10 protein-coding genes are annotated in these 18387 nt (G+C 71.5%); 6 read left to right on the forward strand and 4 right to left on the reverse strand.

The window, feature by feature from the left end; all coding sequences use genetic code 11:
* Nucleotides 1–105 precede the first annotated feature (105 nt).
* From ACFWN2_RS01260 to ACFWN2_RS01270, 3 genes are all read right to left on the reverse strand, one after another.
* Nucleotides 106–2055 carry a S9 family peptidase gene (locus tag ACFWN2_RS01260; RefSeq protein WP_382424089.1) on the reverse strand — a complete coding sequence of 650 codons (1950 nt, stop codon included), beginning with the start codon at nt 2053–2055 and terminating at the stop codon, nt 106–108.
* Nucleotides 2056–2111: 56 nt separating this feature from the next.
* Nucleotides 2112–3332, reverse strand: a complete 1221-nt coding sequence (locus ACFWN2_RS01265; protein WP_382424090.1) for a PucR family transcriptional regulator — start codon at nt 3330–3332, stop codon at nt 2112–2114.
* A 124-nt stretch (nt 3333–3456) separates the two neighbouring features.
* On the reverse strand, nt 3457–4404 hold the full coding sequence (locus tag ACFWN2_RS01270) for an acyltransferase domain-containing protein (RefSeq protein WP_382424091.1): 948 nt from the start codon (nt 4402–4404) through the stop codon (nt 3457–3459).
* A gap of 59 nt (nt 4405–4463) precedes the next feature.
* Here ACFWN2_RS01270 and ACFWN2_RS01275 point away from each other — a divergent pair, with 59 nt between their 5' ends.
* The 6 genes from ACFWN2_RS01275 to ACFWN2_RS01300 all read left to right on the forward strand — a co-directional run bounded on the left by ACFWN2_RS01275 (nt 4464) and on the right by ACFWN2_RS01300 (nt 17493).
* Nucleotides 4464–5597 (forward strand): sensor histidine kinase, encoded by a 1134-nt coding sequence (locus ACFWN2_RS01275; protein ID WP_382424092.1) that lies wholly within the window; start codon nt 4464–4466, stop codon nt 5595–5597.
* A complete protein-coding gene (locus ACFWN2_RS01280) occupies nt 5594–6307 on the forward strand; it encodes a response regulator (protein ID WP_382424093.1) in 714 nt (237 codons plus the stop codon). The genes ACFWN2_RS01275 and ACFWN2_RS01280 overlap by 4 nt, the downstream gene beginning before the upstream one ends.
* A gap of 54 nt (nt 6308–6361) precedes the next feature.
* Nucleotides 6362–7021 (forward strand): DUF2306 domain-containing protein, encoded by a 660-nt coding sequence (locus tag ACFWN2_RS01285; protein ID WP_382424094.1) that lies wholly within the window; start codon nt 6362–6364, stop codon nt 7019–7021.
* Nucleotides 7018–8004: an NAD(P)-dependent alcohol dehydrogenase gene (locus tag ACFWN2_RS01290; RefSeq protein WP_382424095.1), complete on the forward strand. Its 987-nt coding sequence runs from the start codon at nt 7018–7020 to the stop codon at nt 8002–8004. Before ACFWN2_RS01285 ends, ACFWN2_RS01290 begins: the two co-directional genes overlap by 4 nt.
* A gap of 296 nt (nt 8005–8300) precedes the next feature.
* Complete coding sequence (locus ACFWN2_RS01295) at nt 8301–16643, forward strand: SpvB/TcaC N-terminal domain-containing protein (RefSeq protein WP_382424096.1); 8343 nt, start codon at nt 8301–8303, stop codon at nt 16641–16643.
* A gap of 10 nt (nt 16644–16653) precedes the next feature.
* Nucleotides 16654–17493 carry a pentapeptide repeat-containing protein gene (locus ACFWN2_RS01300; protein ID WP_382424097.1) on the forward strand — a complete coding sequence of 280 codons (840 nt, stop codon included), beginning with the start codon at nt 16654–16656 and terminating at the stop codon, nt 17491–17493.
* On the opposite strand, the gene ACFWN2_RS01305 is transcribed toward ACFWN2_RS01300, so the two are convergent.
* Complete coding sequence (locus ACFWN2_RS01305; protein WP_382424098.1) at nt 17482–18378, reverse strand: LysR family transcriptional regulator; 897 nt, start codon at nt 18376–18378, stop codon at nt 17482–17484. The genes ACFWN2_RS01300 and ACFWN2_RS01305 overlap by 12 nt on opposite strands.
* Nucleotides 18379–18387 lie beyond the last annotated feature (9 nt).

Here is an 18387-nt window from a genome sequence, read left to right on the forward strand (position 1 = left end):
TGCGGGCTAACGGGCCGGCGTGTGTGGGCGACGGGACTGCCGTGTGCGGGCAGGTGTCGCGGCCACCGTCGCCGCGCCCGGCCCCGGCCGGCATGCGCCGTTCGCTCAGGCCGGCATGTGCCGTTCGAACCACGCCAGCACCCTGGTCAGGAAGTCGATCTGCGCCGGGTAGCTCCGCACGCCGTGCCCCTCCTGCGGGTAGACGACCAGCGCGGACGGCACGCCGTTCGCGCGGAGTGCGCGGTGGAACTCCTGGGCCTGTCCGGGTGGCGTGCAGTTGTCGATGGCGCCCGCCACGTTGAGGCACGGGGTGCGCGCCTTGCCCGCGTGGGTCACGGGGCTGCGGTCGAGGGTCATGACCTCGCGCTCCGCCGGGTTCGCGCTCAGGAAGCGGGCGCCCCAGGCGGCGACGTTGCTCGTGAGGTTCTGGCTGCGCCAGTCGGTCACGGGGGCGATCGGGACGGCGGCGGCGAACCTGTCGTCCTGGGTGACGAGCCACGACGACATGAAGCCGCCGTAGCTGCCGCCGATCAGGCCGATCCTGGTGGGGTCGGCGATGCCCCGGTCCACCAGCGCGTCGATGCCGGACAGGATGTCGTGGGTGTCGGCGCCGCCCATGTCACCGGCGACCATGGCCGCGAACGCCTGGCCCCGGCCCGAGCTGCCGCGCGGGTTGGGGTTGAGGACCGCGTAGCCGCGCGACACCAGCAGCGGGACCCACTGGGCGCGCATCGACCACATGTCGCGGAACTGCCAGACCGGGCCGCCGTGGACGTTCACCACGAGCGGGAACGGGCCGTCGCCGTCCGGGGTGCACAGGACGCCCTCGATCTCCAGGCCGTCGGGCGCGTGCCAGGTCACCGGTGCGGACGTGCCGGCGACCGACAGCAGGTAGTCGGTGCCGGGGTGGGCGGTGGTGGCGAGCACCTGGCCGTCCAGCACGAGCTGCTGGGGGAGCCGGTAGGAGTCCTGGATCGTGCACACGCGGCCGTCCGCGGTGAAGGCGCCGTCGGTGTGGACGGCGGTGCTGCCGCCGCAGGCGAGGGCGGTGTCGAAGACCTCGGACACGCTGCCGTCGGCGACGGTCAGCACGCCGGCGACCGAGTTGAGGTGACGTTGTCCCAGATAGCCGAGCCGGGCGTCGTCGATCCACTCCAGCCGGGTGACGTCGACGGAACGCGTGTCGGCCTGGCGCACCTCGCCGGACTCGACGTCGACCAGCAGCAGGTCGCCCGCGACGAGCCAGCGGTCGCTGCACACCGCCTGCGCCACCGCGACGAGCCTGCCGTCGGGGGAGCCGGTGGGCAGACCGAGCTGGACGTCGCTGGTCAGCAGGGTGCGCGCGGTGCCGTCGAGGTCGATCAGGCTGAGGGCCGCCTCGTACCAGTCGTCCTCGCCGGGGCCGGTGGACGTGATCGCCACGACGCGGCCCGAGCCGCTCCAGCCCGCCTCCCAGCAGTTGAGGCCCTCGGGGGACAGCCGTTGCAGCGCCCCGGTTCCCGGCGTGCACAGCCACAGGCTGCGCCACGCCTCGTCGCCGACCTCCTCCTCGACGTGGGGGAACCACGGTTCGCCCGCGTCGCTGTGGTTGGTGCCGGACCCCTGCCCGCCGGAGAGTTCGGCGCCGAGGCCCGCGACGCCGAGCAGGACCCGCCGGCTGTCGGGGGACCAGTGCAGGTACTCGACGGTTCCGGGCACGACGGGCGCGGGCTCCGCCTCGCCGAGGTCGCCGTCGGTGCGCAGGTGCAGCTGGAACACCCCGGCCGTCGCCCGGTCGGCCAGGAACGCGAGCGTGCGCCCGTCCGGGGAGAACCGGCCCGAACGCGCTGAGCCGCCCTGCGCCGAGATCTGCCGGAAGCGGCCGCCGGTGGCGGTGTAGAGCGCGGTGCGCGGCCGGCCGTGCAGGTCGTCCAGGACGTCGGCGGTCACGACCGTGCGGGTGCCGTCGCGGGTCACGTGCGGTTCGCGCAGGTTCGACGGCCTGCCGAACCCCGGCGCGTGCGCCGCGCGCAGGTGGCGCAGCACGACGTCACCCTGTTCTGCTCCCTGGGACATCCCGGTCACTCCCTCCACCCGCGCGCAGGTGCCGCGGGGAACGTTCGACACAGGACCTAGCGCGGGCGCGCCTGGTCGCGGTAGGCGGCGGCCAGGGTGCGCAGCTTGAGGCCGAGGTGCAGCACCAGGCGGTCGTCGCCGTTGTCGAGGCCACACCCGGTGATCTGCTCGATCCGCCTGAGCCGCTGGTACAGCGTGGCCCGGTGGATCGTGAGCGAGTCGGCGGTCCGCTGGATGTTGCCCGCGTGGTCGAAGAACGTCATCAGCGTGTCGATCAGCACGGCGTGGTTGTCCGCCTGCTCCAGCGAGGCCACCGCCGGTGTGAGCGCCGTGTTCAGCAGGTCGTCCGGGGGCAGCTTCAGCAGCAGCTCGTACGGTCCCAGCTCGCCCCAGCGCGCCAGGTCGCCCGCACCGGGGAGCAGCAGCGCGGCACGGGCGGCCAGCGTCGCGTGCTCGTAGGACACCCCGACCGACCTGAGGTCCGTGACGCTGTTGCCGAGCCCGAACGCGAGGCGGGCGGCGGGATCGGTGAGCCGCCGCAGCCTGGCGGTGACGCGCTCGGCGATCGTGTCCACGAGCGCCCTGGCCGGCGGTTGCCGCTGGACGAGCAGGAACCAGCCGCGGGCGCGGTTCGCGACCATGAGCGCGACGTCGTCCGTGACCGCCCGGACCCCTTCTTCGAGCGCTGCCTCGAACGCGACCTGGTGCGCCGCGTCCCTGTCCGCCTCACGGCGCTGGACCGCGAGCACCGTGAAGTGGCCGAAGTCGTCCCCGAAGAGCTGCTCGGCGTGGAGGTCCTCGATCGCCTGCGCCCGCACGGCGGCGTCCGGGGAGACGAGCTCGCGGAGGATGGCCTCCTGCCGTGCCTTCGACCGCTCGTGCAGCAACAGCCGCCGGTAGAGCACCGTGCCCGCGGTGGCGGCCGCGTCCGCCGCCGCGGCGATCTCGGACTCGGTGAAGGCGCCGTCGGGGTCGATGAGCCACAGGTAACCGAGGAGCATGCCGTCGCACCGGACCGGCGCGCACAGCCGCGGCAGGACGTCGTCGAGCTCGACGACTCCCGGCGTGGTCCAGCGGGCGATGCCGGCGGCGAAGAGGGGTTCGGTGATGGCGGGCTCGATGGACCGGTCCAGCACGGACCGGATGCGGACCGCGTCCTCGTCGCCGAAGTGGCGGCTCGCCGCGATCAGGCGGATGGACGGGTCGTCGATCGCGACCGACCGGTGCAGGCGTTCGGCGAGGCCGTCCACGATGGACTGGAGGTCGGCATCGCTCACCACGTTCCCCTTCCGCGCCCGCGGTCGACAGTTGTCGAGTCTGACGGACGGACGGCCTTCGTGCAGCCGTCAAGCGTCGTGGTGGTGCGGCCAGGACTGTCGACATCTGTCGATGGTGGATCAGCTACGGCTCGATCGGGAACTGACCGCGGCGCCAGTGCCAGTGGCGGCCCGCCCGCAGGTGGTCGACGATCGCGCGCTGCAGCACGGTGTCGCGCGGCAACCGGTCGAGCGGGGTCGTCAGGGTGCGGAACACGAACCGCCGCACCTCGACGTCGGCGTTGATCCCTTCCGGCGCCTCGTAGGGCTCCAGCTCGAACCGCTGCTGGAACCGGACGATGTTGGAGTCCGCGGGGAGGTACTCCCGCAGTTGGGGGTCGAGCAACCACGAGCCGCAGGAGAACGCCGTGTGGTGCTCGTCGGGGAAGTGGCGCGGGAAGAACGCGCGTCCCTCGGCGAGCGACGAGTCGACGGCGTCCGGGGTGAGCGGCCCGGAGTCGGGGATGTGCAGGGAGATCGTGGTGCCGCGGTGGTGTTGCAGGCGGCCGAGCTCGTAGACGCCGCCGCGCGCGTGCAGGGTCAGCCAGCTCTGCATGACGGGCCAGCCCTCGCCGCGCATCCGCCGGTCGACCGCGAGGTTGCGGCCGAGGTCGGCGAGCGTCGTCCACGACACGGCGCTGTTGATGCCGTGATCGCGGTGGTACTGAAGGACGACGTCCACCAGGGCCAGGTAGACGTACACGTAGAGGTGGCGCCAGGCGGGGCCACGGTCGCGCGGCAGTGCCGGACCCGGTGGCAGCCACCCGTGGCCGCCGAGGTCCGCCCGCACCAGTGCGGTGGAGCGGTCCAGCAGCCAGCGCAGCTCCGGAGTCCACAGTGGAGAGTCCGGGACGGGCCAGGCCTCGATGATCTCGGCGGCGTCGTCGCGCGGGACCGCGAGCCGGTCGAGCAGCGCGGGTGCCCCTGCCAGTGCGGGCACCGGCGCGGACGGCCGGTCGCCGGCGCGGCGGTGCACGCGTTCGACGTCCTCGGCAGGAACTCCGAGCCGGGCCGCGGTGTCCTCCAGATCCACCCGGCCGACCCTACCGCGAACCGTCGTTCACGGGCCTCGCGCTCTCGTAGGATTGGGCGGTGTTCGCCCTTGTGCGGTCGGTGTGGGACGAACCGCGGCCGGTGCCCGCCGCGGCTCGGCCGTGGTGGGATCGGGCGCTCGTCGCCGTGCTCCTGGTGGTCGCCGTGCTGGAGGCGGTGCTGCGCCAGGACCTGACCTCGCGGGCCGGTTCGCTGCTCGTGGCCGTGGTGCTGCTGCCCCTGCTGCTGGTGCGCCGGACCAGGCCGCTGGTCGCGGTCGCCGTCGTGTTCGGCGTCGCCGCGGTCGCCTCGCTGGCGCTCGAGGGCGAGCCCGAGCTGAACGTGATGGTGTTCATGGTCCTGTTCCCGTTCTCGTTGTTCCGGTGGGGATCCGGGCGGGAGGCGGCGATCGGGCTGGTCGTCATGCTCGGCGAGGTCGGCCTGTCGGCGGCGCTCGGCCACGCCGTCCCCAGCACGGCGGTGGGCGGCACCGCCGTGCTGGGGACGGCGTGCGCGCTCGGTGCCGCGGTCCGGTACCGGGGCCGGGCACGGGCGCGTGAGCTCGAACAGGTCAAGCTGCTGGAACGGGAACGGCTGGCCCGCGACCTGCACGACACGGTGGCGCACCACGTGTCGGCGATGGCGATCCGGGCCCAGGCGGGACTCGCGACGGCGGCGTCACGACCGGAGGCGGCGACCGAGGCGCTCGGCCTGATCGAGTCCGAGGCGTCGCGGGCGCTCGCCGAGATGCGCACGATGGTGAGAACCCTGCGCCACGACGAGTCCGCGGAACTGGCGCCCAGCCCGACCGTCGCCGACATCGCCCTCCTCGCGAGGCCCGGCGGGCCGGGACCCGAGGTGGCTGTCGTCGTCGACGGCGCGGTCGACGACCTGCCCCGGTCGGTGGGAACCGCGCTCTACCGGCTCGCCCAGGAGTCCGTCACCAACGCGCTGCGGCACGCCCGGAACGCCACGCGCGTCGAGGTGCGGGTCACCGTGGTCGACTTGTCGGCGCACCTGCGGGTGAGCGACGACGGTGACGCGGACACCGTCCGCGGCGGCGCACAGGGCCACGGGCTGATCGGCATGGCGGAACGCGCGGACCTGCTCGGCGGCTGGTGCGAGGCGGGCCCGAACCCGGACCGAGGCTGGACCGTCACCGCCGTGCTCCCGCTGACGAGGGTGGCTCGATGAACGTCAGGGTGGTCGTCGCCGACGACCAGGAGATCGTCCGCACCGGACTCGCGATGATCCTCGACGCCCAGCCGGGCATCGAGGTCGTCGGCGCGGCGCCGGACGGGCGGCAGGCCGTGGAACTGGCCAGGCGCCTGCGGCCCGACGTGTGCCTCCTCGACATCCGGATGCCGGGGATCGACGGGATCGAGGCCACCCGCCTGCTCGCCGGGCCGGGCGTCGCCGAACCGCTCGCGGTCGTCGTGATCACCACGTTCGACCTCGACGAGTACGTCTACGCCGCGTTGCGGGCCGGTGCCAGGGGTTTCCTGCTCAAGGACGCCGGTCCCGCCCTGCTCGCCCAGGCCGTGCACGCCGCGGCCGCCGGTGACGCGCTGATCGCCCCCAGCGTCACCGCACGGCTCATCGAGGCGTTCGCGGACACCGGTCCCGCGGGTCCCGCCGTGCAGCCGGTCGAGCCGCTCACCGAACGGGAGGAGCAGGTCCTCGCGGCCGTCGCGGGCGGGCGCACCAACGGCGAGGTCGCGACGGAGCTCCACATCACGCTCAGCACCGTCAAGTCCCACATCGCCAGCCTGATGGCCAAGATCGGTGCCAGGAACCGGGTCGAGATCGCGATCTGGGCGTACGAGACCAGGCGCGTCCGGGGCGGTTTCCGGCAGCGGTCAGCCGAAAGTACGACGACCGCGCCGGACCATCGGCCAGGATGATCGAGGCCCATCTTCCGATGAGGTGAGACCGCCTCCCGCGCCACGATCTGGTGCATGACCTCCTCGACCAGAGCGGACAGGCTCGTCCCCGCCGCGATCATCCTGTTCAGCCTCGTGCCGGTGCTCGGCGGCGCCCTGCGGCTGGGCGAGCTCGGCGGCGGCGCGGAGATCACGCCGGACAACGCGCGGTTCTTCGCCTCACCTGTGCCGGTGGTGGTGCACGCCGTGACCGTCAGCGTCTACTGCCTTCTCGGGGCGTTCCAGTTCGCCCCCGGCCTCCGCCGCCGCAGACCGGGGTGGCACCGCGCGGCAGGGAGGCTTCTGGTCCTCTGTGGACTCCTGGGAGCACTGTCCGGTTTGTGGATGACGGTGTTCTACCCGAAACCGGCCGACGTGGGCGCCCTGCTCACCGGCGTCCGGCTGGTGTTCGGCACGGCGTGGGTGGTGTTCATCGCCCTCGGGTTCGCCGCCATCCGCCGCCGGGACGTGACCGCGCACCGCGCGTGGATGATCCGCGGCTTCGCGATCGGTCTGGGCGCCGGCACGCAGGCGGTGGTCCTGGGGTCGTGGATCGCGGCTTTCGGCCCGCTCGACCAGCTCTCCAAGGCGGTGCTGATGCTCGCCTCCTGGCTCGTCAACCTCGCCGTGGCGGAACGGCTCGTCCGCCGCCAGGCCCGTCCGCGCACCGGACTTCTGATGGGAGAGAAGCGATGAAGGCGATCGTCCAGGACAGGTACGGGTCACCGGACGCGCTGGAGGTCCGCGACGTGGAGCCCCCGACCGCCTCCGGCGGCGAGGTGCTCGTGCGGGTGCGCGCCGCCTCGGTCAACGCCTACGACTGGCACGTGATGCGCGGAGATCCCTACCTGGCGCGGCTCTCCGGGATCGGCTTCGGCGGGCCCCGCGCCAGGATCCGCGGCCGCGACTTCGCCGGCACGGTGGAGGCGGTCGGGCGGGACGTGCGGCGCTTCCGGCCGGGCGACGAGGTGTTCGGCGACCTCGGGACCGCGGACGGGGCGTTCGCCGAGTACGTGTCGGTGCGGGAGGACTTCGTGGAGGCCAAGCCCGGCACGTGGACGTTCGAGCAGGCGGCCGCGGTACCGCTGGCGGGGCTCACCGCGCTGAAAGGCCTGCGCGACACCGGAAAGCTCCTGCCGGGGCAGCACGTCCTGGTCAACGGCGCGTCCGGTGGCGTCGGAACGTTCGCGGTGCAGATCGCGAAGTCCATGGGCGCCACCGTGACCGGCGTGTGCAGCACGAGGAACGCCGACCTGGTCGCGTCGCTCGGCGCGGACCACGTGGTCGACTACACCAGGGACGACTTCACCAGGAGCGGCAACCGCCACGACCTCGTCCTCGACCTGGTCGGCAACCACTCGCTGACCGGTCTGCGCCGCGCGCTCACTCCCCGCGGGACGATCGTGCTGTCCGGCGGGGGAGTGTTCCGCGGCGGCAGTCTCGCCGGGCCCATGTGGCTGATGATCAGGGCGAAGCTGCGGGCGCCGTTCGTCCGGCACGGCCTGCTCGTGCTCACCACCTCGCCGGACCGGGAGGTTCTCGCGGCGCTGCGGCACCTCGGCGAGTCGGGAGACCTCACGCCGGTGATCGACCGCACCTATCGGCTCGACGAGGCGAGGGAGGCTCTCCGCTACGTCGAGACCGAACACGCCCGTGCGAAGGTCGTCATCGCCATGTGAGACGCGGCGAAAAGTGGGAATTTCGCGGATTGTGCTCCGTTCGGTCTCTCCGCGACTGGTGCCGGAGCCGAGTGCCCAATTGCCGCGGAGCCCGTCCGGCCGACGCTCGTCACGTCCCGTTGGCGTAGATATCCGAGGTGTCGTGGAATAACGGTATTCGGAGACGGGTGACCGAATTCTGAGAATGGTCATCGAGAGGCGCGCGCGAGGATTGCGGCGTTCTGACCGATGTCGCTATTTTGGCCCCGCTGATCACGAATCCCCCACGCGCGTTCCGGACGGAAGGTCTCGGGATCATGGCCACCTGGGCTCAGCGTCGGCAGTTGTCGGGACTCCACCGGAAGATCGCGGCGCTGGGGGTGGTCCTGCTCCTCGCGGTGGGCCTGCTGCCGTCGCTGCCGCACCCCACCGACCTCGCCGTGCTGGCGACCGGCGCGCCGGGTGAGGGGCTGGTCGACGCGCCCGCGCATCCGGAGGGCGCGTCGTTCGACCCCAACCAGCTCAAGGGCATCCAGGCGGCTGATCCCGGCTCGAAGGTCAACCTGGTCCAGCCGCCCTCGGCGAACAACACCGGGGACGCCCAGCTCGGCTATCCGATCGAGGTGCCGCCGGGACGCGCCGGCGTCCAGCCGAGCGTCGCCCTCGCCTACAGCTCCTCCGCCCAGAACAGCTGGGCCGGAGTCGGCTGGGACCTGCCGCTGCAATCAATAGCAATCGACACGCGATGGGGAGTGCCGCGTTATCACGGCACCCTCGAAACCGAGACCTATCTGCTCAACGGGGAACAGCTGACTCCCGTCGCGCACCGCACCGAATTGCAGGCGCGGACGGCCGAAAAGGTGTTCCACACCCGAGTCGAGGGAAACTTCAGCAGAATCGTCCGGCACGGCTCGAATCCGCGTGACTACTGGTGGGAGGTGACGGCGAAGGACGGTACGAGATCGATTTTCGGCGGCGCGCCCGACAGCGCGGGGGACGCCACGACGCTGAAGGACGACACGGGCAACATCGCGGTCTGGGCGTTGCGCGAGGTGCGGGACACCAGCGACAACTTCGTGCGCTACCACAACGTCCAGGTCACCGACGCCGGCGTCAGCGGCGGCACGGTGCCCGGCGTCAACCTCTACCCGAAGCGCATCACCTACACCGGCCAGGGCAAGATCGAGGGCCGCTACTCGGTCACGTTCGTCCGCGACCGCGAACGCGGTGAGTCCCGGCGCCAGGACGTCCAGATCGACGCCCGCAACGGCTTCAAGCAGGTCACCGCGGACCTGTTGCGCCGCATCGAGGTCCACCTCGACGACAAACCGGTCCGCGCGTACGAACTGGACTACCGCACGGGCGCGTTCGCCAAGACGCTGCTGCGGTCGGTGTCCCAGTTCGGCGAGGACCTGCGGATCTTCACCACCCACACGTTCGACTACTACGACGACGTCCGCACCGGCGACGGCGACTACCGCGCGTTCTCGGACGCGACCGGGTGGACCGTGCCCGACGACTCGCTCGGCGCCTCCGTGCCCGACGGACGGGCCAGCGCACTCGCGGCCAGCACGTCCAGCAGCGCCGGCGGTCACCTGTACGTCGGGTTCAACCCCGCCGTGCCGCGCAAGGCGGGTTCGGCGGGTGGCAAGGCCGGGTACAACGCGGGGTCGTCCGAGGGCCTGCTCGCGCTGACCGACGTCAACGGCGACACGTTGCCGGACAAGGTGTTCCGCACCGCGGCCGGGGTGTTCTACCGGCCCAACCTGTCCGGGCCCGGCGGTCAGCCCAAGTTCGGCGACACGCCCGTGAAGCTGACGAACCTGCCCGGCATCTCGTCCGGCTCGACCCGCTCGGTCACCACCGGCGCCGAGTCCTACGTCGGCGTGGCCGCGCAGCTCAACCACGTCTCCACCACCAGCCGCACCGACCGGTACTTCTCCGACGTCAACGGTGACGGTCTCACCGACCTGGTCAGCAACGGCAGTGTCCTCTTCGGACACCTGGACGCCTCCGGCACTCCCACCTACACCGCGAACAGCAAGGACACCCCCGTCCCGATCGGCACCGGCCGTGCGAGCGGCACCGTCGTGGGCGACCAGACCGCCGAGTTCGAACGGCAGGTGGACGCCTTCCCACTGCTGGACGGCGTGCGGCGGTGGATCGCGCCCTACGACGGCGAGGTCAGGATCACCGGCGGGGTGAAGCTGACCGGCGACGCGGACCAGAAGGCCGACGGCGTCAGGGTCGCCGTGCAGCACGAGAACACCGAGCTCTGGTCGCGGCGGATCATGCCGGGCGACCGGACCGAGCACGTGCCGTCCGGCGTCGACGCCGTCCAGGTGCGCCGCGGTGACCGGCTCTACTTCCGCGTCCAGTCCGTGCTGGACGGGAAGTTCGACCAGGTCGCGTGGAACCCCGACGTCACCTACACCGGCATCCCCGCCGGCACCGACGTCAACGGCCTCGACGTCCACCGCTACCTCGCCTCGCGCGACTTCACGCTCGGCGGCCGCCCGTCCACCGCGACCGCGCCGGTGACCGGGACGCTGCACCTGTCCGGTGACGTGTCGAAGGTCGGCCCGACCACCGACGACGTCTCCGTCGTGATCACCCGCAACGGCCGGGACGTGCTCACCGGCAACCTTCCCGCCGCGAACGGCGGCACGGTCCCGGTCGACCTCGACGTCCCGGTCTCGGCGGGCGACACGCTGTCCTGGCGGCTGCGGGTCGACTCGCCGGTCGACGCGGGCGCACTGCACTGGGTGCCGTCGGCGCACTACACGGCCACGGAGAGCGGCGTGCCAGTCGTCGACGGCAACGGCCGGCCCACGCTGACGATCACCCCGCCGTTCGACCTGGACATGTACCCGGTCAGCACGCTGACGGCGCCGCAGGGCTCCTACACCGCCACGCGGTCCGGTGAGCTGACCGTCGAGCCGAACCTGGTCTTCGGGCAGGCCGTGGACGCGCGGGTGGTGTTCACGGTCAAGCGCCGCGGCGCGCTGCTCGCCAAGAAGGTCGTCGACGTCGTGGACGGCCGGGTTCCCGAGCCGGAGTCGTTGCGCGTCACCGTGAACGCGAACGAGGGCGACGAGCTCTTCTTCGACTTCTCGACGCTCGACACCGCGCTGCCCGCACGGCTGACGTCGCAGTCGGCGTCGGTCAGCACCGACGGCGTGACGTTCGAACCGGTGCCCAGCGCGCTGCACGCCTCCGCCGAGCAGGGCGCGTTCGCCCAGCCCTACCGCGGCTGGGCGGTGATCGGCTACCAGGGCAACCGCGACCGCGCCGCCGCCCCGATCGACCAGGCCGACCTCGTGATCGACCAGCGCTACCGCGACCGCATTCCCGCCGCGCCGAAGGAGTCCGACGTCCCTGGGTTCGAGGGACGGGTCACGCCGCCGAACGCGGTGATCCTCGCGCCTCAACCGGATCGCGGACGCTGGGGCAGCAACGACGGCAACACCTGGATCGGCGGCGACGGCGCCGCGAGCTCCCGGCTGGGCACCGACCGCATCGACGTGGCGAACGACGCCGACTTCGCCGGTGCGACCGGCGTGTCGAGGGTCGGGCGCAGTCAGCAGATCTCGACCACGTTCGGCGCCCAGCTGCCGGGCGTCCCGATCGGCGCGGGCGCGAGCGTGGCCCGTGGCAGCAGCACCGGCCAGGTCGACTTCCTCGACCTCAACGGCGACAAGTTCCCCGACGTGGTCGGGTCGGCCGGGATCCAGTACTCCGACATGACCGGTGGTCTCGGCGCCACCCGCGGCAGCCTCGGCACCGCCTCCGTGCGCGAGTCCGACTCGCGCGCCTTCACCGCGTCCGCCAACGCCGGCAGCCCGGCCCGCACGTCCGCCGACGGCCAGGGCAACGCGGGACCGTCCGCCGAGTCGTCCGCGACCACCGCGGACTCCGGCAGCGAGATGCCCGGCCTGGGCATCGGCGGCAACACGGGCGGCGGCGAGTCCGACGCCAGGTTCGACCTGCTGGACATCAACGGGGACAGCCTGCCCGACCGCGTCCACGACAACGGCACGGCGGCGCTCAACCTCGGCTACCGGTTCGCCGCGCCCGAACCCTGGGCGGGCGGCCCGCTGAACGACACCAGCAGCCGCAACTCGTCGGTCAACCTCGGGTTCAACACCGACTTCTACGGCCTGGCGGGCGGTGCGTCCGCGGGGACCGGCACCAACAGGAGCCGGGCGAGCCTGACCGACATGAACGGCGACGGCCTGGCCGACCGGGTGTTCTCCGACGGCGGTGGGCTGACCGTCGCCATCAACACGGGCAACGGTTTCCTCGCGCCGGCACCGTTCCAGGGCGGCCTCGACGGCGTCAGCGCCGACTCCGGATCGTCGCTCGACGCGGGCGTGTACTTCACGTTCGGCTTCTGCCTCGGGATCTTCGGGGGCGGCTGCGTGGTGTTCAACCCCGGAGCCGACGTGTCCACCGGCATCGGCCGGTCCGAGCTCGCGCTGGACGACGTCAACGGCGACGGCTACACCGACCACGTCCGGTCCACGAAGGACAGCGAGCTGGTCGTCGCGGAGAACCGGACCGGGCGGACCAACCTGCTCAGGTCCGTGAACCGGCCGCTGGGCGGGAAGTTCGACCTGGACTACCGCCGCGACGGCAACACCACCGCCCTGCCGCAGTCGCGGTTCGTGCTGTCGAGCGTGCGGGTGCACGACGGTCTTCCCGGCGACGGCCAGGACGTGCAGCTCACCACGTTCGACTACGAGAACGGCCGCTACGACCGGCTGGAGCGGACGTTCCTGGGCTACGGCCGAGTGGTCCACCAGCAGCGCGACGCCGGCGCCGGGGACGCGGTGCACCGGTCGGTGACCAGCGACTACCGCACCGACAGCGTCTACGCCCGAGGGCTGGCGATCCGCACGCTGACCAGCGACGGTGAGGGCAGGCTGTTCTCCGAGTCCGTCAGCACCCACGTCCTGCGCGACGTGAGCACCGGGCGGCCGGTCGACCCGGCCAGCACCACCGCGACCGTCTTCCCCGTGCTGACCCGCACCCAGCGGCTGTTCCACGAGGGTCAGGCGACCGCGCCCAAGTCGACGTACACCGACACCGAGTACGACGACGTCGGCAACCTGACGCGGATGCTCGACACGGCGGACGCCGGCGCGGCCGACGACGTCGAGACCAGGGTCGGCTACTCGGCGACCGACCCGGCGTGCCGCGAGCGCAACATCACCGGTGTCGCCAACTCCGTGCAGGTGGTGGCGGTCGCGTCCAGGAAGGTGATGCGCCACCGTCAGGCCACTGTGGACTGCCGCACCGGTGACGTCACCCAGCACCGCGCCCTGCTGGCGGACGGCTCGAAGGCGGTCACCGACCTCGAGTACCTCGGCAACGGCAACCTCAAGGCCGTGGTGGGGCCCGCCAACAAGACGGGCCAGCGCTACCGGCTGGACTACGGCTACGACCCGGTCGTCGGCGTGCACGTCGAGACGATCGTGGACAGCTTCAACCTCCGTTCCGTCGTGACCCACAACTACAAGTACGGGCTGCCGGAGACGACGGTCGACGAGAACTTCCAGCGGGTGCACTACAACTACGATCGCGTGGGCCGGTTGGACTTCGTCGCCGGGCCGTACGAGATCCCCGAGAACCGGGTCACGATCGACTTCGAGTACCACCCGGACGCCCCCGTGCCGTACGCGGTGAGCCGGCACGTCGACAACACCGCGACCGGGGTCCGCGACGACACCATCGACACCGTCCAGTTCGCCGACGGTCTCGGCAGGGTCGTGCAGACGAAGAAGGACGCGAGCGTCGCGTCCCAGCCGGGTGCCGCGCCCGAGCAGTCGATGATCGTGTCCGGCCGTCAGGTGTTCGACTTCCTCGGGCGGGTCGTCGAGCAGTTCCACCCGGTCACCGAACCCAAGGGAGACACCAACACCACGTTCAACGCGGCGTTCGACGGCGTGCGGCCGACCAGGACGGCCTTCGACGTGCAGGACCGCGCCGTGCGGATGGAACTGCCGGACGGCACCGCGTCGTCCACCACCTACGGGTTCGGGACGGACCGGTCGGGGGCCACCCAGTTCGAGGCGGTCGCCACCGACGCCAACGGCAAGCAGCGCCGCACCTACGCCGACGTGCGCGAGCTGACCACGTCGGTCAAGGAGTCCAACGCGGCGGGCGGCCAGCCGGCGATCTGGACGAGCTACGCCTACGACCAGACCGGCCAGATCGTCGCCGTCACCGACGACCGCGGCAACGTCACCAGGGCCGCGTACGACGACTTCGGCCGCCGCACGGTCGTCGACAGCCCGGACTCCGGCAAGACGGAGACGGCGTACGACCTCGCGGACAACGTGATCTCCCGGGTCACGCCCGCGTTGCGGGACAAGCGCAAGGCGATCGAGTACGACCACGACTTCACCCGGATCACCGGGATCCGGTACCCGATCTTCACCGGCAACAACGTCAGGTACACCTACGGCGCGCTCGGAGCTCCCGACAACGCCGCCGGGCGGGTCACCGAGATCCGGGACGCGGCCGGCACCGTCACCCGCGAGTACGGGGCGCTCGGCGAGACCGTGAAGGAGACCCGCACCCTCGGCGGCAGCGCGCCCGACGCCGGAACGTCGTTCACCACCCTCAACCGGTTCGACGCGTTCCACCGCCAGCTGGAGACGACCTACCCGGACGGTGAGAAGGTCACCTACGGCTACGACAGCGGGGGACAGGTCACGACCGCCGCTGGCGTCAAGGACAACCGGAGCTACACCTACCTGGCCCGCCAGGACTACGACAAGTTCGAGAGCAAGGTGCTGACGGAGACCGGCTCCGGGGTCCGCACCACCTACAGCTACGACGAGAACGACCGGCGGCTGGCCACCTTGAAGTCCCGGCAGTCCGACGGCCGCGAGTTCCAGAACCTCTCCTACCGGTACGACGACGTCGGCAACATCACGCAGCTGGCCAACGACGTTCCGGTGCCCCAGAGCAAGGAGCTCGGCGGGCCGAGCAGGCAGACCTTCACCTACGACGACCTGCACCGGGTCACCTCGGCGACCGGCGAGTACCGCAACACGGCGGACAGGCTCGACCGCTACAAGGTCGACCTGACCTACGACACCGTCCACAACACGACGAACAAGGCGCAGAAGCACGAGTTCGTGAGCCCGTCCGGCGTCGTGCGGCCGCAGGGCGACACCACCTACACCTACCGGTACAGCTACACCGGCCGTCCGCACGCGCCCGCCAGGGTCGGGCCGGACACCCACGGCTACGACGCTGGCGGCAACCTGATCGACATCGTCACCAGGGACGACGACAACGCCGTCCAGGCCTTCGTGGGGCCGCTGACCGACGAGTCCACTTCGGATGAACGGACGCAGCTCGTCTGGGACGAGGAGAACAGGCTCGCCTGCGCGCACAAGGACGAGCGGAGCACGGTGAAGCAGGAGCCGTCCTCCTGTGAGAACCGCGCCGATCCGCTCGTGCGCTTCATCTACGACGACACCGGCAACCGGATCGTCAAGGAGGGCGAGGGCACGCACGTCTCGCCAGGCCGGAACTTCAGCAAGGCGGGCGGGCAGTCGTTCAAGCACGTCTTCGTCGGTGAGCAACGGCTGCTGAGCAAGAAGGTCGAGCGCACGGTCGAGGACGAGCTGTTCTACTTCCACACCGACCACCTCGGCTCGGCGAGCTACGTGACCGACACGCGCGGGAAGGTCACCTCGCACCAGGAGTTCTTCGCCTTCGGCGAGACCTGGGTCCAGGAGAGCACGGCGCCCGCACCCGTGCCGTACCAGTACAACGGCAAGGAGTTCGACGACGAGACCGGCCTCTACTACTTCGGGGCCAGGTACTACAACCCGAGAACCCAGCTCTGGCAGAGCCCCGACCCGGAACTCGGGTCCTATCTGGACGGTCAGACCAACGACGGTGTGACCCGCTCGGCGAACCTGGCCGCGTACACCTACTCGTACAACAACCCCGTCCGGCTCGTGGATCCCGACGGCCGTGCCCCCGAGGACAAGTGGCTCGAGGAGTACGAGAAGACGATCGACGAGATGCCGGCCAGGTACCAGGCCCGGCGGGTGCTCACGGAGTCGGACCCCGACGGGTTGCAGATCGCCCCGGAGATCATCGGCGGCCTCGTGGACCAGCGGTTCTGCGAGCGGATGGGCGTCGACTGCGGCAAGGCGATGCAGTTCATCGCGGGCGTGACGATGATGGCCGCCATCGGCGTCAACTCGAACGTCCCCACCAACGCCGCGACGAACGAGTCGGCCAAGCTCGTGCAGGAGGCGACCAAGCGGCAGCTGTCCCGCGGCTGGGACGAGATCATGAAGAGCCTGAAGGGAGACCAGGCCACCGCCTATCAGAACGCGCTGAAGAACGAGGAGTGGGGCAAGGTGCGGATGTGGAAGGGCGCCGCCCTGCACCAGGCCGTCGCCGCCGACCTGCAGGCCACCCACGGCAGCCGGTTCAGCTACAACGCGAGCCGCGGCCCGGACTACCACGACACCAAGACGGGGGTGAAGGTGGAGCTGACGACGAGACGCGGCTACCTCCCGCACCTGTTGAGGGGAGGGGAGTACCTGCGGGCACCGCACGTGTTGTACAAGCAGAGCAACGTGCCGTGGACGCGCGTCATGCGGTCGTTCCTCAGGAGCCGGTAGCATCCGGTGCATGGGTGTCGGGCACGGAAAGCTCTACGGCACAGCGTATTCGACGGTCTCCGGCGATCTGGCGGACGTGCGGTTCCCCCAGCTCGCCGGAGAACCCGGCGTCAGCCTGGACGGCGCGGTGGTGCAGCGGGTCGACTTCTCCGCGATGAGGTTCGCCCGCTTCACCGCGCACGACTCGGCACTGTCCGAATGCGACTTCACGGGCACGGTGTTCGACGATGTGTCCCTCGGCGCCACCACAGGACTCACCGAAACCCCTTGGGACCGACGGAACTGGCCGCGCACCACGTACCGGGACTGCGTGTTCCGCCGCACGAGGTTCGCCCGGCACACCTACTTCGGCAACGCCCGGTTCGAGCGCTGTCTCTTCGACGGCGCCCGGTTGCGCGACGTGGTGTTCACGCAGGAGGCCGAGTTCGTCGACTGCGTGTTCCGCGGCCCGATCTCCCGCGTCAACTTCTGGGGCAGGCCCGGCGAGCACGAGGCCGCCCTCGGCCGGGACCGCAACGAGTTCACCGGCAACGACTTCACCGGCGCCACCCTGGAGTGGGTGGCGTTCAACCACGTCGACCTCCGCGCGCAGCGGCTGCCCGGCGCCCCGTCGTACGCCCTGCTGGACGACGTCTCACGCCGTGTCGACGCCGTTCTCACCGCCGTCGCGACCTGGCCGGACGCGGACCATCGCGAGGAGGCGGCGTTCAGCCTCGGCCTGCTGGCCGAACAGGCCGCCCGGTACAACGACGACCTGCGGCTGGTCCGCAGGGACGGGCCGGAGCTCGGCCGGACGCTGCCGGTGGAGCTGCGCCAGGAGCTGTTCGACCTGCTCCGCTCACGGGGATGAGCCGCCGGGTACGAGCAGGCTTCGCGCCGACCTGACGAACTCGGCGACGAGCGGGTCGTCGTCCGCCGCGCGGGTCGCGACGACGACCTGGGTGGGCTCGCCGTCCTCGACCGGGACGGCGACCAGGCCGGGGCGCAACGTGAAGCGGTGGTCGTTCGCCGGGACGACGGCGAGAGCGCTCCCGTCGGCGATCGCCTCCAGCTTGTCGTCGAAGGTGTCGGCGAGGGTCGGGCCGAGCGGGGCGGGACCGCCGCGGCGCGGTTCGAGCCGCCAGAAGCGGGTCCACTCCTCGCCCATGCCGGTGCAGCCGACGAGGGGTTCCGCCAGGACGTCGTTCGTGGACACCGACTTCCGGTCCGCGAACCGGTGCGCGGCCGACACGAGCACGGCCAGGGACTCGGCGTAGAGGGACGTGACGGTGAGGTCGTCGGCGGGGATCGGCAGCGGTGCGCGGATGACCAGGGCGTCGACCTGCCCGTCGCGCAGGGTGCCGGCGTCGCGCGAGCTGAGGTGCCGGGTGCGGACGTGCGCCCGCGGGTACCGGTGGCGCAGGTCGCGGACGGCCGGTGTCACGACGAGGTCGTCGGCGTAACCGATGGTGATCGTGCTGGCCGGGGCGGCCGCGCGGGCGGTGAGCACCGCCTCCTGGGCGCCGTGCAGCAGCCGCAGCGCCTGGGGGAGGAACGCCGATCCCGCCGCGGTCAGCCGGCTCCCTCGGGGGGTGCGTTCCAGCAGACGCACGCCGAGCGCGTTCTCCAGGCGTTGGATCTGGCGGCTCAGCGAGGGCTGGGCGACCCGGAGCTCCTCGGCGGCGCGCGCGAAGTTCAGGTGCTCGGCGACCACCGTGAAGTACCGGACCAGTCGCAGATCCAGGTCCGCGGGCATGGTCTCAGC

It is taken from the genome of Lentzea sp. NPDC058436 (assembly GCF_042721515.1).
In the GTDB taxonomy this organism is placed as follows: Bacteria; Actinomycetota; Actinomycetes; order Mycobacteriales; family Pseudonocardiaceae; genus Lentzea.

Bases quoted from the DNA above. Each gene is read 5' to 3' on its own strand.
- ACFWN2_RS01280 (WP_382424093.1), top strand. From the start codon at position 5,594: ATGAACGTCAGGGTGGTCGTCGCCGACGACCAGGAGATCGTCCGCACC.
- ACFWN2_RS01285 (WP_382424094.1), top strand. From the start codon at position 6,362: ATGACCTCCTCGACCAGAGCGGACAGGCTCGTCCCCGCCGCGATCATC.
- ACFWN2_RS01305 (WP_382424098.1), bottom strand. From the start codon at position 18,378: ATGCCCGCGGACCTGGATCTGCGACTGGTCCGGTACTTCACGGTGGTC.
- ACFWN2_RS01290 (WP_382424095.1), top strand. From the start codon at position 7,018: ATGAAGGCGATCGTCCAGGACAGGTACGGGTCACCGGACGCGCTGGAG.
- ACFWN2_RS01260 (WP_382424089.1), bottom strand. From the start codon at position 2,055: ATGTCCCAGGGAGCAGAACAGGGTGACGTCGTGCTGCGCCACCTGCGC.
- ACFWN2_RS01295 (WP_382424096.1), top strand. From the start codon at position 8,301: ATGGCCACCTGGGCTCAGCGTCGGCAGTTGTCGGGACTCCACCGGAAG.
- ACFWN2_RS01300 (WP_382424097.1), top strand. From the start codon at position 16,654: ATGGGTGTCGGGCACGGAAAGCTCTACGGCACAGCGTATTCGACGGTC.